We start from the raw sequence: 16,012 nt of genomic DNA, 5'->3' as shown, positions 1-16,012 counted from the left end.
TTCCGCTGACGCTTTTGTGTATATTGCACAATACAGGGCGCATATTTTTCACAATTATTGCCATAGACTAAAACTTTTTTAGGTACTATAATTCTTTTTAAGATAACAATTTAACATTTCTTTTGCCAATATGTATATCCTGGGGATTGGCCCAGAGTCTCTACCAACTACCGCAAAGAGTTGGCTACATATCTTAATGTAGCCAGCTCTTTTTTTCTGTTTGTGTAAAGATTCGCACCAAAATTGGCAGGAAAAGTAAGGAGGAAATCAAAAAATGAATATTGTTGGGCAGCAAGTAAAACGTGTTGATGCTTACGGGAAGGTGACCGGGGAGGCCAAGTACACCGCGGACCTGGAGCCAAGAGACATCCTGCACGGTAAGGTCGTGCACTCTGCCATCGCCAATGGCCTGGTGAAAAGCTTTGATTTGACAGAGGCCTATCAGGTGCCTGGTGTGGTGAAGATTGTCACGTGCTTCGATGTTCCCGACTGCCAGTTTCCAACGGCAGGCCATCCATGGAGCGTGGAAAAGAAACATCAGGATATCTGCGACAGGAAAATCCTGAACCAGAGGGTCCGCCTGTACGGGGACGACATTGCGGCTGTCATCGCAGAGGATGAAGTGGCTGCGGCCCGGGCAGCCCGCCTGATTAAAGTGGAATATAAGGAATATGCCCCCATTGTCACTGTGGAGGCAGCCATGGCAGAGGACGCCACGCCCCTGCACCCGGACCTCAGGAAGGACAATGTAATCGTGCACTCCCACATGACCATGGGGGACAGCGGTTTTACCTATGAGGACGGATGTAGGAAAGCTGAGTCAGATTACAGCCCGGAGGAAATCATATCCCTGGAAGCAGAATACGATACCCCGAGGATTTCACACTGCCACATTGAGCTGCCTGTCTCATGGGCCTATGTGGACACCAACGGCAAGATAACCGTGGTATCCTCCACCCAGATTCCCCACATCGTCAGGCGCTGTACGGCCCAGGCCCTGGGCGTGCCCATCGGAAGGGTCCGCATCATAAAGCCTTACATCGGCGGCGGCTTCGGCAACAAGCAGGACGTGCTCTATGAACCCCTAAACGCATTCCTGACCATGTCTGTGGGGGGACGGCCTGTCAGGCTGGAAATCAGCCGTGAGGAAACCATCTCCGGTACCCGTACCCGCCATGCCATCAAGGGAAAATGCAGGGGCCTGGTAACAAAGGACGGACGCATCCTGGCCAGGAAGCTGGAGGCCTATGCCAACAACGGTGCCTATGCCTCCCATGGCCACGCCATCTGCGCCAACTGCGGAAATGTGTTCAAGGACCTTTACAGGGATGAACTGGGCACTGAGGTGGACTGCTTCACCGTTTATACCTCCTCTCCCACGGCCGGGGCCATGAGGGCTTACGGCATTCCCCAGGCAGCCTGGTTCGCGGAATGTCTCACCGACGACCTGGCGGATGCCATCGGGATGGATCCCTGTGAGTTCAGATTGAAAAACTGCATGGAGGACGGGTTCGTGGACCCAGCCAACGGCATTACCTTCCATTCCTACGGTCTGAAGAAATGCATCGAGGAAGGACGCAGGCACATCCGCTGGGATGAAAAATGGAACGCCTACCGTAACCAGACCGGCCCGGTCAGGAAAGGCGTTGGCATGGCTATCTTCTGCTACAAGACAGGCGTACACCCCATCTCCCTGGAGACAGCTTCCGCCCGCATGGTACTCAACCAGGACGGTTCCATGCAGCTGTGCATGGGGGCCACGGAAATCGGTCAGGGAGCCGACACCGTATTCACCCAGATGGCCTCCCAGACAACGGGTATCGCTTTTGATAAGGTTTACATCGTATCCACCCAGGACACGGATGTCACCCCCTTTGACACAGGAGCCTATGCATCCCGCCAGACCTATGTATCCGGCATGGCCTGCAAAAAATGCGGCGAGGAATTCCGACTTAAAATACTGGAATACGCAGCCTACATGCTGAGTCATGATGTCAGCGACCTGTCTAAAACCGTGTATGCCGACCAGGTAAAGGCAGCGGCTGCCCTGCTCCGGGACACGCTGGGGCTTGGGGAAGGGGAACTGGTATCTCCGGATATGCTGGACATAGAGGACAGCAAAATTGTGGTAAGCGGCGGGGCGCCGGTGCTCTTTGACCTGTCCGTGGTTGCTGACACCGCCTTTTATTCCCTGGACCGCTCCGTACATATCACCGCCGAGGTCACCAACCAGTGCAGGGACAACACCTTTTCCTCCGGCTGCTGCTTCGTGGAAATCGAGGTGGACATTCCACTTGGACTGGTGACGGTAAAGGATATCATCAATGTCCATGACTCCGGCGTGCTCATCAATCCCCTGACCGCGCGGGCCCAGGTCCACGGCGGCATGAGCATGGGACTGGGTTACGGACTTTCGGAGGAGCTGCTGGTGGATGAAAAGACAGGCAGGCCCTTAAACAATAACCTGCTGGACTACAAGATTCCCACTGCCATGGATACGCCGGACTTAAATGTGGCATTCATTGAGCTGGAGGACCCGACCGGCCCTTACGGAAACAAATCCCTGGGCGAGCCTCCGGCCATCCCGGTAGCCCCGGCCATTCGAAATGCCATTTTAAACGCCACCGGAGTTCACATGGATGTAACTCCCATGACCGCCCAGCGGCTCATCGAAAAATTCAAAGAAAAAGGTCTGATATAAGGAGAAGGTTATGTTTGACATTAAATCATTTTATGAGGCCAAGGATGTGGCTGACGCCATTAAAGCCCTGGTAAACGATTCTGACGCTGAAATCATAAGCGGCGGCACGGATGTCCTGATTCGTGTCAGGGAAGGAAAGGATGCCGGAAAATCCGTTGTATCCATCCATAATATAGAAGCATTAAAGGGAGTCCGCCTTCTTGAGGACGGCAGCCTGTGGATAGGGGCAGGTACTGCATTTTCCCATATCACCAACGACCCTCTGATACAGAAATACATACCCATGCTGGGGGATGCCGTGGACATGGTGGGCGGACCTCAGATACGCAACACCGGAACCATCGGAGGCAATATCTGCAACGGCGCCACCTCGGCCGACTCCGCTTCCACCATGTGGACCCTGGAGGCAGAGGTCCTGCTGGAGGGACCTGATGGCAGGCGCAGCGTGCCGGTCTGCGAATTCTATACCGGTCCCGGCCGCACGGTCCGTGAACGCACGGAGGTCTGCACCGGTTTCCTGATACCCAGGGACAGCTTTGAGGGCTGGAGCGGCCATTACATCAAGTACGGCAAGAGAAAGGCCATGGAAATTGCCACCCTGGGCTGCGCGGTCCGGGTAAAGCTGAGCCAGGACAAGGAACGGATTGAGGATGTCAGGCTGGGATACGGCGTGGCCGGTCCCACTCCCCTGCGCTGCCGCAAAGCGGAAAATGGTTTAAAGGGACACGCAGTCAATGACAGCGGAGCCATCCTGGCTTTTGGCAAGGCTGCCCTGGAAGAAGTGAACCCGCGTTCCTCATGGAGGGCGTCAAAGGAGTTCCGTCTGCAGCTGATTGAAGAATTATCCAAACGTGCCCTGACAGAGGCAATAAAAAAAGCAGGAGGTGCAGTCAATGCTTAAGATTGTACACATGAAGGTAAATGGTAAAGAAGTGGAACTGGCTGTGGATGAAAGGGAATCCCTGTTGGATACCCTGCGCCAGCGCCTGGGGCTTACATCTGTGAAAAAGGGCTGCGAGGTCGGGGAATGCGGCGCCTGTACCGTACTGGTAAACGGAGAAGCCATAGACAGCTGTATCTATATGACCCTGTGGGCCGAGGGGAAAAGCATCATGACAGTGGAAGGCTTAAAGGGGCCCAACGGGGAATTGTCCCCCATTCAGAAGGCTTTCATCGAGGAAGCCGCCGTACAGTGCGGCTTCTGTACGCCCGGCCTTATCATGAGCGCGGTAGAAATCGTTGGAACCGGAAAAAAATACAACCGGGAAGAGCTTAAGAAGCTGATATCCGGGCATCTGTGCAGATGCACCGGCTATGAGAACATTCTCAACGCCATGGAGCGTATTGTGGAGGAGGTATACCAGGTCAGCCACAAAACCAGCGGAAACGATTAATTATCATTTAATAGGGGGAACCAATCATGAACAGCAATACCAATTGCAGCATCAGCAACATATACAGACTGGAAGGCAGGGTGCCCATTGCCAAGGCCATCCCCTTCGGCCTGCAGCACATCCTGGCCATGTTCGTCTCCAACCTTGCGCCCATTACCATCATAGCAGGGGCTGCCCAGCCTGCCCTGAGCCAGGCCCAGACAGCCGTCCTGCTTCAGAATGCCATGTTCGTGGCAGGAATCGCCACCATGATTCAGCTGTATCCCATCTGGCGGATTGGCTCTAAGCTGCCTGTTGTCATGGGGGTCAGTTTTACCTTTGTCACAGTTCTCAGCACCATTGCCGCCAACTACGGTTATCCGGCCGTGGTGGGAGCCGTGCTCATAGGCGGTATCTTTGAGGGTACCCTGGGACTTCTGGCCAAATACTGGCGCAGAATCATCACGCCGGTGGTGGCTGCCTCCGTGGTTACAGCCATCGGATTTTCCCTTTTCACAGTGGGAGCCAGGTCCTTTGGCGGCGGATATGCAGACGACTTCGGCTCTGCCCAGAACCTGATACTGGGTACCATCACCCTGCTGACCTGCCTTCTGTGGAACATCTTTGCCAAAGGTTATTTAAAACAGCTGTCCGTACTGGCCGGCCTGATTGTAGGGTATGTCATTGCCATCTTCCTAGGGAAAGTGGATTTAAGCCTGATTATGTCCGGCGGAATCATTTCTTTCCCCCACCTACTTCCATTTATGCCTGAGTTCCACGCAGGGGCCATTATCTCCGCCTGCATCATCTTCCTGGTGTCCGCCGCAGAGACCATAGGTGATACCTCGGCCCTGGTTTCAGGCGGCCTGAACCGTGAAATCACGGGCAGGGAAATATCCGGCTCCCTGGCCTGCGACGGCTATGCATCCGCCCTCTCCACCATATTCGGATGTCCTCCCGTCACCTCCTTTTCCCAGAATGTGGGACTGGTAGCCATGACAAAGGTAGTCAATCGGTTCACCATCATGACGGGAGCGGCCTGTATGATTCTGGCCGGACTCCTTCCTCCCGTGGGGAATTTCTTTGCCTCCCTGCCCCAGGCAGTGCTGGGAGGATGCACCATCATGATGTTCGGCACCATCCTTACCTCCGGTGTGCAGATGATTGCAAAATGCGGCTTTTCCCAGAGGAACATTGTCATTGTCTCCCTCTCTCTGGCAGTGGGCATCGGCTTTACAACTGCCAGCGAAATCGGAATCTGGGACATCTTCCCAGAACTGGTCCAGTCCGTATTTTCAGCCAATGTGGTGGCCGTTGTATTTGTTGTCTCTGTATTTTTAAGTCTTGTGCTTCCAAAGGATATGGATATAAAAACCCTGGAAGGGTAACTCTTTCCTTTCCTGCATGGGCTGCTGCTAAGCAAATGAGAAATCATTTACGGAGCAGCAGCTTCTTTTTGCCCTCAACCATGGTAAGGCTGCAGTATTTTCCCCCTTTTACATGTATGACACACTTCCCCGGCAGCTGCATCAAGCAGCCCCAACATTTTTGTATCCTGTTTTGCCGATATCGTTATTCTTTTTCAAGTATAACGATATTATACAATACTTTATGCAACATGTCACCTACTTTTTTTATATTATCCGGCATTGGCAAATATACTGGGCACTTTTTAGTGTAATTCTATATTTTCCAACATTTTTTTAATTATTTTGCATAAATCACTGTCATTCCCTTCCAATATATGGTACAATCTGTATAAATATTCAACACCAATCAGGGGGAAATATTATGGCTAAAGAAATGATTGCAATGCTTCTTGCCGGCGGCCAGGGCTCCCGTCTCTATGCTCTGACCCAAAAACTGGCAAAACCCGCGGTTCCTTTCGGCGGTAAATACCGCATCATCGACTTTCCGCTTTCAAACTGTGTGAATTCCGGAATCGATACAGTGGGCATCCTGACCCAGTACCAGCCTCTGGTACTGAACGAGTACATCGGCAATGGACAGCCCTGGGACCTGGACCGTCTTTACGGCGGTGTTCACGTACTCCCGCCTTACCAGAAAGCATCCGGCTCAGACTGGTACAAAGGCACGGCCAATGCCATTTATCAGAATATCTCCTTTATTGAACGGTACGACCCGCAGTACGTAATCATCCTGTCAGGCGACCAGATTTGCAAACAGGACTACAGCGACTTCCTTAAATTCCACAAGGAAAAGGGAGCGGAATTCAGTGTGGCCGTCATGGAAGTGCCCTGGGAGGAGGCATCCCGCTTCGGACTCATGGTGGCTGACAGCGACGACCGTATCACCGAGTTCCAGGAAAAGCCCAAGAATCCAAAGTCCAATCTGGCTTCCATGGGCATCTACATATTCAACTGGGATATTCTCAGACAGTACCTGGTTGAGGACGAGGCTGACCCGGACTCCGAGAATGACTTCGGCAACAACATCATTCCCAACCTGCTGCGCGACGGACGCAGCATGTATGCTTATCATTTCAACGGATACTGGAAGGATGTGGGGACTATCTCTTCCCTCTGGGAAGCCAACATGGAGGTCCTGGACCCGGAACACAGCGGAATCAACCTCTTTGATGAAAACTGGAAGATTTACAGCCGCAACAGCGGTATGACCGGACATAAGATTAGCAGCGACGCCGTGGTGGAGAATTCCATGATTACAGACGGATGCCGTGTAAACGGACAGGTCCGCCACTCCATTCTTTTCTCAGGCGTAAAGGTAGAGGCCGGGGCACAGGTGGAGGATGCGGTTGTCATGGGCGGCACCACCATCCAATCAGGAGCCGTTGTAAAACACTGTATTGTGGCTGAAAACGTGGTGGTTGGAGAAAATGCCGTGGTTGGAGCCATGCCGTCCGGCGATGAAAAGGGCGTGGCCACCATTGGTCCCGGCATTGAAATCGGGTCCGGTGCAAAGATTGGCCCCAGTGCCATGGTTAAGAATAATGTAAAAGGCGGTGAAGAACAATGGTAAATTCCAATGCAAATGCCCTGGGCATCCTTTTCCCTAACAGCTATGATTCCCTGGTTCCCGACCTGGTCAGCGAGCGCCTGATGGCCTCCATCCCCTTTGCCAGCCGTTACCGTCTGGTGGATTTTATCCTTTCCAGCATGGTGAACTGCGGAATTGATAATATTTCCCTGATTGTCCGCAGGAATTACCACTCCCTGATGGACCACCTGGGTTCAGGCCGTGAATGGGACCTGACACGCAAAAACGGCGGACTTAACCTGGTCCCGCCCTTTGCCGAAAAGACAGTGAGCATCTACAACGGACGTGTGGAGGCCCTGGCCAGTATCCTGGATTTCCTAAAAGAACAAAAGGAAAAGTATGTTGTCATGGCCGATACAAATCTGGCCGTCAACTTTGATTTCAATGCATTGATTGAGGCACACATGGAAAGCGGCGCAGATGTCACCGTGGCCTACAGGAAGGAACCCCTTCCCGTTGGCTTCACCGGCCCCCAGGACATCGGAAAAAGCCTCTACTATACCCTGGCCATTGACAACGGCCGTGTAACCAAGATGTACATGAACTCCAAGGAACCAGGGGTACAGAATTTCTCCATGAATATCTATGTCATTGACCGGGAGCGTCTGATTGACCAGGTAAACACTGCCTATGTGCGCGGACAGGTATATTATGAACGGGATATCCTGGCTCCCCAGATAGGAAAGCTGAACGTACATGCATTCCGCTATGACGGGTATGTGGCCCGCATCAGCAGCATGAAGAGCTATTTTGATGAGAACATGAAGATGCTGGACGATGCCAATGTGGACGCTCTCTTCTCCGCCGGCAATCCCATCTACACCAAGATTCGCGACGACAACCCAGCCAGGTACATCAATGGGTCAAAGGCCAGCAACATCATGGCTGCCGACGGATGCATCATTGAGGGCGAAGTGGAGAACAGCATTCTGTTCCGCGGCGTCAGGATAGGCAGGGGCGCCAAGGTGAAAAACTGTGTGCTTATGCAGGATACGGTAGTGGAAGCAGGCGCCAGTGCAGAGTATGTTGTAACGGATAAGAACGTGACCATCACAGAGGGCAAGGAGATGAAGGGCACTGATACGTTCCCGGTATACGTGGCAAAGTATCAGGTTGTATAGGCAGCAGACGCAGGGATTAGAAAAGGATAAAAAGGAGGATGTCCGCCCAGAACAGACATCCTCCTTTCAGTTGTTTCTCCGGTGCTTAATCCCCGGCCGTCAGGACTTCCAGCAGCTCCTCCAGGTCCCTGACAATGCATACATGGCCAAAGGGTTCAAACTCCTGCAAAGCCGTTGTCCCGGTCAGTACCCCGGCAAAATCCACACCTGCCCTGGCTGCTGTCTTTGCATCAACCACACTGTCGCCTGTATACAGCACCTCTTCCCGTTCCATGCCCAGCTGTTCCATTGCGTAAAGCAGTCCCTCCGGGCTTGGCTTCTCAGCTTTTACATCCTCTGCCCCCACTATCATATCCACCAGGCCGGCCATCTGGAATTTATCCAGTATCTGGTCTATCCTGTAATGATATTTTGTGGTTACGATTCCAATCCTGCACCCCTGCTCCCGGAGCTTTTCCAGCACTGGCCTGACTGTTTCATAGATTCTTGTATTATCCACCATCACCTGGTCTGACTTCTCCTTAAAATATGTGCAGAACCGTTGCGCCTTCTCCCGGTCCCTGCTGCCCGTAAGGCAGGCAAATGTCTCCTTTAAGGACAGGCCGATGGTCTTTCTGATATCCTCCAGTCCCCTGGCCTCATACCCCAGTTTCTCCAGGCCATGGTTCACACTGGCCGCAATGCCCTCTGTGGAATCTCCCAGTGTATAATCAAAATCAAATATCACTGCCTTGTACTTCACTCTGTTCCTCCTTCCGGCCGTCAGCCCCCTGTTGTATTCCAGTATATAGTCAACTGCCTCCCGCAGGCCGTCCATTCCTACCGGACCTGTCACATAATCGGCTGCTTCCTTCAGCGCATCCTTGCCGTTTCCCATGGCTATGCCCAGCCCTGCCTCCTTTACCATGGACACATCATTGCTTCCATCTCCAATGGCCGCTGCCTCCTCCATGGCAATTCCGAATTCACCAATCATGGCCCGGATTCCCTCTGATTTACTTCCGCCCATGGGAATGATATCCGAAGCATTGCCGTCATGCCAGCGGATGAACTGACAGGATGGCAGCTCCTGCTTCAGCCTGCGCTCCTGTTCCGGACCAATGTATGGAACCATCTGATAGATTGTATGGTTTGCCGCCCGCCCCACATCCATAATCGGAGGAATCCTGGTGCCAATCCCTGCCTGGGCCTCTTTTACCATATCATCCGCCATGTTGATGTACATGTGCTCCGCTTCCATGAACATACAGGGAAATGGGTCCTCCTTCAACATCCTGAGTACTGCCTGCACATCCTGGGAAGGGACAGGACACCCATGGACCAGGCGGCTGCCGCAATAACAGTACTGCCCGTTCAGCGTCACATAGCCGTCAAATTCCAGTCCCTCCAGCAGATTCTCTTCCTCCATCTCCAGCTTATGCCTGCCGGTGGCTATAAACAGCATAATTCCGGCCCTCCTTGCCCTTTCCAGGGCAGACTTTGCGCTGTCCGGTATTCTCTGCGTGTCAAAGTCCCTCAGTGTGCCGTCTATATCAAGAAAAATGGCCCGAATAGGCGCCTTTCTTTCGCAGTTCCTCCCGTTATGCATACCGGGCTCCTTTTCCGTTTCTGTCTTTTTCATCTCTGCCTTTTCCGTTTCTATTTTTATGTTTCTGTATTACCTCATCACTGCAAAATCCGCTCCGGCCTGAATCTGAGATAATCCGACGAAACCAGTTTATACTCAATTCCCTCCACATCGCCCAGGAAGCTGTCCTGATACCTGTCCTCCCCGTGACAGTGGGAATACACCACCTGTTCTGCCCCGTACTCTCTGGCCATCTCAGTAAAACCGCTTTCCATCTCTCCTATGCTGGTGGGAGGATAATGCAGGAACATGATGAACTGGCTGAAGCCGCCAGCGGCCGCCAGCTCAAAAGAGATGCGGAGCCGTTCCAGCTCCCTCTTCACAAGCTTCTCAAAATGTTCCGGGGAATCTTTTCCCTCATAACAGTACCCCTTAGTCCCCACCAGTGCGTACTCCCTGTAGGTATAGTAATTATTCTGGAGAAACGCCAGGCGTCCCTGATACATCTCATTCAGGCGGCAGGTTTTCCCGGCGTCCCAGAACATGTCGTGATTTCCGCGCAGCAGGATTTTCTGTCCCGGAAGGGACTGGATGAATTCCAAATCCGCTTTGGCCTCCTCCAGATTCCGTCCCCATGAATGGTCGCCTGTGATGACCACCGTGTCCTCATCCTGAATCCTTCCCCTCCAGTTTTTCTCTATCTTCCTCACATGATTCTTCCATTCCCTTCCAAATACATCCATGGGTTTATTGGCAGTGAAGGATAAATGTAAATCTCCTATGGCATACAAACTCATATCCGCAGCTCCCGGTTCTTTTATCGTAATACAAATACAGCGGCATCCCCGCCTGAGGCGCAGCCCAATTAAATCAGCTCCTCCAGCATTTTCTTATCCCAGTCCTGCATTTCCCGTTCCCTTATCCGGAAATATCCTTCTTTCTCCATCAGCTTCAGTTCCTGGTTCAGGGAGGACCTGCTGACATGGAGCATATTTGCAAGCATCAGCTGGGAACCAGGCATGCGTATGGTTTCAGCGGGAGCAATGTCGTGCATTCCCACAATCCAGTAAGCAATCCGCTGGCGGATGGTCTGGTAATTGAGACAGTTGAGATAAAGCTGGTTCCTGAGTCCCCGCTGGGATACGTAGAGCAGAAGTGCATAGAGCAGCTGCCTGTCTTTCTCCAGCATTTCCTCCATGACCTGGACCGGCACCCACAACACATCAGACTTTTTTTCAGCCACCAGGGTATAGCTGTACTCCTTTTCTCCGGAAAAATACAGGAATTCCGGAAAAATGTCCCTTGCCTCAAAATAAGTATGGCACATTTCCACGTCTTTGCTGGTATGGTCCACTGCTTTCAGGATTCCATCCTCCACAATACCAAAGCTGGTAATCTTTGTGCCCTGGGGATGAATGCATTGGGAAGCCTCATAGGTCTTTCTTATAAAATAGGTTTTATATTCGCTGTTCCTCCTGCAAAGGTCTGCAAAGGGAACCCTGCAGGACTCAGCGGGAATTGAAAAATGTTCATACATATGCTGCCTCCAGAAATCATGAAAGAGGGGCTGCAAAAAACAGCTCCTCTTTTTTGATACAGTCTATGCCAGCGGCCGGTCCAGTATGTCACACAAATCATCGTAATCCTTTTCACCGTTAAACCGTAGGAGTTCCTCCCCGTTCCGGTATACGGCAACAACCGGTATGCCTCCGATGCGGTACGCCTCCACCAGGTCCTGGCTGGCGTCCACATCCACATAGCGGATTTCATACTGACCTTCATACTCTTCTTTCAGCGCTTCCTCCAAAACCGGATGCAGGGCTTTACAGTGGACGCACCGTTCTGCGCCGAAAAGCACCAGTACCGGTTTATCCTTTACATCCTGCACTTCTTTTCTCCAATTGTCAGAGGTAACAGGGCGGAAGAATTCAGTATCTACCTCAAATATTTTTTCTTTTTTAATGACATCTGCCTCATCGTCCGTGGCCACACAGAGTGCTATATCTTCATAATACGGCAAAGTCCCGGCAACATCAACCACTTTTTTTGCTCCGAAAGCACCGGCTCCCGGCACACGGAAGGTCACATTGTCCAGACGCGCCACCGGCGTCTCCACAGGCACCGGCTCCTGGGGCACATAGCTGTAGGGATACCGGTAGGCCCTGTATATCATATTATTCTTAGGCCCCTTTTCATTATGGGTATAATAGGGGGATATCCACTCCCATACGATTTCATGGTCCGGCGTCACCTCTATCAGCCTTCCGTCCGAGCCCTCTGTTACCAGGGTATTGCCGTTGGGCAGGCGCTGGGCGCTGCTGACATATGGGCTGTAAAACTTGCTGGCATCCACCGGAATCGCGTGTCCCAGCTCCTTGGGCGTCAGTTTCCATACCAGTTCCAGTGTCACCGGATTGAATTCCAGCACGCGGCTGTAATCCCTCAGCGCATTCTTTATGCCAATCGCAGATGAAGGGCCGGGCATTCCATAGCCGCCCCAGCCTCCGTTGTCAAATACCAGCAGGTTTCCTTCCCCCGGAAGTCCTCTGGGTATCATGTGGAAATGGTGCTGGCCGATAATCCACCCCAGCTTTTTAAGCTCCGGCGATGCGTTGAAGTCCGGTCCTATCTTCCACACGATTTTTCCTGTCTCTTTATCCAAAATAGCCAGGATATTGGCCTCCCGGCAGTCAAAGATAATGTTGTCCGGCTTAAAGCGCATGTCTCCCTGGTCATGCCATTTGTTAGGCCCCAGATAGCTCATGCAGTTCACATGGAGATAGTCTCCTACTCCGCCGTCGGCCTGGCGCATATTAGGGTCACGGAACAGCACGTTTTTGGCTGCCTCGTCAAATCCCAATTCATCGAAATGGTCACTGATAGACCATTTCCATAGTATCTTACCTTCCCAGTCCACCTCAATCATCACATCATCCAAAAGCCTTTTGTCGGAGATTTTGGGATTGCGGATGGTTTCATGGACCAGTATCAGGGTATTTCCCTCCAGGGGGCTGGCGTCCATGCCCGGCACATAGTATCCCACCGGGTTCCCCTCCCTCTGGTAGTCGTGATGCTGGCGGGCCATCCACCGGCGGTCCCTGCCCGGGTCGTCAATATACTCAAAGTGGTCAAACTCCCACACCACATTGCCGTCATAGTCAATTTCAATCAGATTGACCCCATCCTGCATACCGTAATCAGGATGCCTGTAACCGGACAGACCCATGACATATCCTCCGGGCAGCAGCTTTGGCGGCATGGCCTGCATGTTCCAGCGCCTGATTTCATTGCCGTTCATGTCAAACAGCAGTACGCCGTCATTAATCAGCGGAACAATGGTATAACCGTTCCAGCATTTTTCAGGGTCGTAAACAGTGACTCCATGAGGGAAAACAAGTGGTTGTCCCATAATCCATATCCTCCTTATCAAACAATAGACATCGTCCGCGCGCCGGATGCATCTCAGAACACATTCTTTACCTCCAGCAGCTTCCCGTTCCTGTAAAATGCTGCTGATACCGTCTGTTCCAGATTCAGGCTCCGGTACAGCAGGTCCTGCCTGGTGATATCCTGACGGTACACCTTCCACTGGCTGTTCAGACTCTGTTCCAGCTCCCCGGCTGTTTTTATATCCTCATTGCGGTAGGGATTATAAAACAGAAATGCCACCTCTCCCGACTCCGGGCTCAGAATGGAGCGAATCTGGTCCAGCTCCTTGATATACCGCTCTGAAGCCACGGCTGCAACCGCCCCGTTGGCAGCAGAGGTTATTACCTGCCTCAAAAATGTCTGGGTACAGTCCCCCACTGCGTAAAGTCCGGGAATTCCTGTCTCCATCTTCTCATTGACACGTATATATCCGGTTTTATCACAGGATACCAAATCCCTGACCATCTCGGTCTGGGGCACCATCCCCACAAAGAGAAAGAGTCCCTGGGCCTTTACCTCCCGTGTTTCGCTGTTTTCCACATTTTTCAGCACCAGAGACTCCACATGGTCCTTTCCTTTTATCTCCTCCACGGTGGAGCTCCATACAAAGCGGATTTTGGGATTTTTATATGCGTGTTCCGCGGCAGCCTCATTGCAGTCCAGATGGCCCTCCTCATGAATCACCACAATGGTGACGCTGGAGGCAAAGCCTGTCAGGTAATCCGCTTCCTCCACAGCCTGGTCGCCGGCTCCCAGCACATAGATATCCTTTCCTTTAAAAAACTCCGCGTCACAGGTGGCGCAGTAGGCTACGCCTCTGCCTGTGAATTCTTTCTCGCCTTTTATGTTCAGCTCCCTTGGCCTGGTTCCCAGGTCCAGAATCACGCTGCCGGCCTTAAAATCCCCGCGGCGCTTTGTCTCCACCACAAATACATCATCCTCTTTGCGGATTCCCGTCACCGTGGTCCGCTTCCAGTCCACCGTGGGAAAGGCGGCCCCATGCTCCCTGAACCGTTCCATAAGGTGCTGGCCGCTGTCTGATATGGTTCCCGGATAATTCCTTATCTCATATGTATCATTGATTCTTCCGCCGTAACTTCCCTTTTCCAAAAGCAGGGTCCTTCGCTCGGCCCGGCCCGCATAGATTGCTGCTGCCAGCCCTCCGGGTCCGCCTCCCACTATAATCAGGTCATAGGTTGAATCCATATTCACCGCTCCCTTCCGTCACACTGTCAAGTGCTGGTTAAAACATACCACTTCCGGAAGGGTTCCAAGTGTTGGAGCGCCAACATTCATGAGAATTTTATGGAATTTTAATGAATGCCTTGGCTATCTGCCGGAATATCCCCTGGGGCAGCTCAAACACAAACACAATGCCCAGCACAATGGCCACCGCTGCCTTCACGGCCTCATATCCTGTATACACAGCCAGCTTCAGCTGTTCTGTCACCAGGTAATAGACGGTCCAGTATATGCCAGCCCCCGGAACCAGGGGAAATATGCCTGATATGAGAAAAATAGTGACCGGACAGCGGTTTATTACCGCCGCTGCCCTGGACAGGAATATAACCACCACCGTGGCGGCAAAGGAAGCGCCTGCCCCGCTGCCATGTCCTGCGGCCAGCACATACACTGCCCATCCGGCGCCTCCGATGAGGCCGCACCGGATATAATATTTTCCAGGCACCCCGAACAGCAGTGAAAATGCAATGGTGCCCACCATGGCCGCACATACCTGTAATATCATAACAATGCACCTCCTGTCATCCACCCAATCAGTGAAAATCCAACGCCCACGCCAATGGCAATGCAGAAAAAAATCAGCAGTGCATCCATCATGCGCACGGAACCGGAAATGTAATCGCTGTCCGCTATTTCCCGGATTGCATTGGTAAACGGAACCCCGGGTATCAGGGGCATGATGGAGCCAATCACCATGTAGTTCAGATGCTGTCCGATTCCGGCCAGATGCATGGCGCTGCAGAGGATTGTCACCAGGGCTCCCCCGCTTATATTGCCCACAATCTTTGAAAGATGGGGCGCGCTGACATACAGCACATAGATATACAAAAGAATGCCGGCCATAAGCGCAGCCATGCTGTCCCACATACTGCCTCCGAACAGGCAGCAGAAGGCCGCGCTGCCGCATCCTGACGCCAGCACCTGCATGGCTTTGGGCTTGCCCGGCATATTCCTTATGCCCTCCAGCCTTTCAGCCGCTTCTTTGACCGTGTATCTGCCTGCTTCTATCTCCCTGGACAGCTGGTTCACAGCCGCCACCCGGTCCAGGTGGGTACCGCTCACCGGAATGTGCTCCACCTTGGCAAAATCAGGCTCCTTCCCGCTTCCCACAGTGACAAAAATGCCGTTGGTAAGCACAAAAGCATTGCCGGAACAGACGCCGTAATAACGGCATATCCGCTCTATGGTCTCCTCCACCCGGGATATTTCGGCCCCATTCTCCAGAAGCAGATGCCCTGCCTGGAGGGAAACCTCCATTACTTCCTTTTCCCGGACGGTTTCTTCATGGTTATTTTTTTCCTGTACTGCCTGCTCCTGTACTGCCTGCTCCTGCCTGTTTCTCTTATGTTCAACTCCCATGGTTTCATTTCCTCCTGATACAGAGCCAGTCCATTCTGTTATTTCCAGTTGTTTTTCTCATTTTATCATCCCATGGAAATGCTTACAACATGAAGTTCATATATCATGCCCAATATCATATGGGCTTCTTACCGCAGCAATCACGTACTTCCAATATTTAAATATTTCATTGAGGCGCAGCCGTATCAGGAGTATAATAATA

Annotated in this window: 13 protein-coding genes and 1 riboswitch; of the genes, 6 read left to right on the top strand and 7 right to left on the bottom strand. The window is 52.3% G+C overall.

Annotated elements, in window-relative coordinates:
* Nucleotides 1-110 precede the first annotated feature (110 nt).
* A riboswitch (purine riboswitch) is annotated at nt 111-207 on the top strand.
* Nucleotides 208-274: 67 nt separating this feature from the next.
* From xdhA to glgD, 6 genes are all read left to right on the top strand, one after another.
* Nucleotides 275-2,701 carry a xanthine dehydrogenase subunit XdhA gene (gene xdhA / locus FGS84_RS01230; RefSeq protein WP_138305922.1) on the top strand — a complete coding sequence of 809 codons (2,427 nt, stop codon included), beginning with the start codon at nt 275-277 and terminating at the stop codon, nt 2,699-2,701.
* A 10-nt stretch (nt 2,702-2,711) separates the two neighbouring features.
* On the top strand, nt 2,712-3,602 hold the full coding sequence (xdhB, locus tag FGS84_RS01225) for a xanthine dehydrogenase subunit XdhB (RefSeq protein ID WP_138305921.1): 891 nt from the start codon (nt 2,712-2,714) through the stop codon (nt 3,600-3,602).
* Nucleotides 3,595-4,095: a xanthine dehydrogenase subunit XdhC gene (gene xdhC, locus FGS84_RS01220; protein WP_138305920.1), complete on the top strand. Its 501-nt coding sequence runs from the start codon at nt 3,595-3,597 to the stop codon at nt 4,093-4,095. Before xdhB ends, xdhC begins: the two co-directional genes overlap by 8 nt.
* A gap of 26 nt (nt 4,096-4,121) precedes the next feature.
* On the top strand, nt 4,122-5,462 hold the full coding sequence (locus FGS84_RS01215; protein ID WP_138305919.1) for a nucleobase:cation symporter-2 family protein: 1,341 nt from the start codon (nt 4,122-4,124) through the stop codon (nt 5,460-5,462).
* Between the two features lie 403 nt (nt 5,463-5,865).
* Nucleotides 5,866-7,074 carry a glucose-1-phosphate adenylyltransferase gene (locus FGS84_RS01210; RefSeq protein ID WP_138305918.1) on the top strand — a complete coding sequence of 403 codons (1,209 nt, stop codon included), beginning with the start codon at nt 5,866-5,868 and terminating at the stop codon, nt 7,072-7,074.
* The gene (gene glgD / locus FGS84_RS01205; protein ID WP_138305917.1) at nt 7,068-8,213 is read left to right on the top strand and encodes a glucose-1-phosphate adenylyltransferase subunit GlgD; all 1,146 of its coding nucleotides are present in this window, start codon (nt 7,068-7,070) and stop codon (nt 8,211-8,213) included. The genes FGS84_RS01210 and glgD overlap by 7 nt, the downstream gene beginning before the upstream one ends.
* A gap of 85 nt (nt 8,214-8,298) precedes the next feature.
* Here the strand turns inward: glgD and FGS84_RS31340 are convergent, their stop codons facing one another.
* The 7 genes from FGS84_RS31340 to FGS84_RS01165 form a co-directional block, all read right to left on the bottom strand.
* The gene (locus tag FGS84_RS31340) at nt 8,299-9,834 is read right to left on the bottom strand and encodes a Cof-type HAD-IIB family hydrolase (RefSeq protein ID WP_243129800.1); all 1,536 of its coding nucleotides are present in this window, start codon (nt 9,832-9,834) and stop codon (nt 8,299-8,301) included.
* Between the two features lie 44 nt (nt 9,835-9,878).
* Nucleotides 9,879-10,577: a metallophosphoesterase gene (locus FGS84_RS01190; RefSeq protein ID WP_138305916.1), complete on the bottom strand. Its 699-nt coding sequence runs from the start codon at nt 10,575-10,577 to the stop codon at nt 9,879-9,881.
* Between the two features lie 68 nt (nt 10,578-10,645).
* Entirely contained in the window at nt 10,646-11,317 is a 672-nt protein-coding gene (locus FGS84_RS01185) for a Crp/Fnr family transcriptional regulator (RefSeq protein WP_138305915.1), read from the bottom strand.
* A gap of 63 nt (nt 11,318-11,380) precedes the next feature.
* On the bottom strand, nt 11,381-13,189 hold the full coding sequence (locus FGS84_RS01180) for an aryl-sulfate sulfotransferase (protein ID WP_138305914.1): 1,809 nt from the start codon (nt 13,187-13,189) through the stop codon (nt 11,381-11,383).
* A 53-nt stretch (nt 13,190-13,242) separates the two neighbouring features.
* Nucleotides 13,243-14,415 (bottom strand): FAD-dependent oxidoreductase, encoded by a 1,173-nt coding sequence (locus FGS84_RS01175; RefSeq protein WP_138305913.1) that lies wholly within the window; start codon nt 14,413-14,415, stop codon nt 13,243-13,245.
* Between the two features lie 97 nt (nt 14,416-14,512).
* Nucleotides 14,513-14,956: a threonine/serine exporter family protein gene (locus tag FGS84_RS01170; protein WP_138305912.1), complete on the bottom strand. Its 444-nt coding sequence runs from the start codon at nt 14,954-14,956 to the stop codon at nt 14,513-14,515.
* Entirely contained in the window at nt 14,953-15,810 is an 858-nt protein-coding gene (locus FGS84_RS01165) for a threonine/serine exporter family protein (RefSeq protein WP_138305911.1), read from the bottom strand. Before FGS84_RS01165 ends, FGS84_RS01170 begins: the two co-directional genes overlap by 4 nt.
* Between the last annotated feature and the right edge of the window lie 202 nt (nt 15,811-16,012).

It is taken from the genome of Clostridium sp. 1001271st1 H5, from assembly GCF_005845215.1.
Lineage (GTDB): Bacteria > Bacillota > Clostridia > Lachnospirales > Lachnospiraceae > Enterocloster.
The sequence above is the reverse complement of the archived record's forward strand: the minus strand, read 5'-3'. Positions and strand labels throughout refer to the sequence as shown.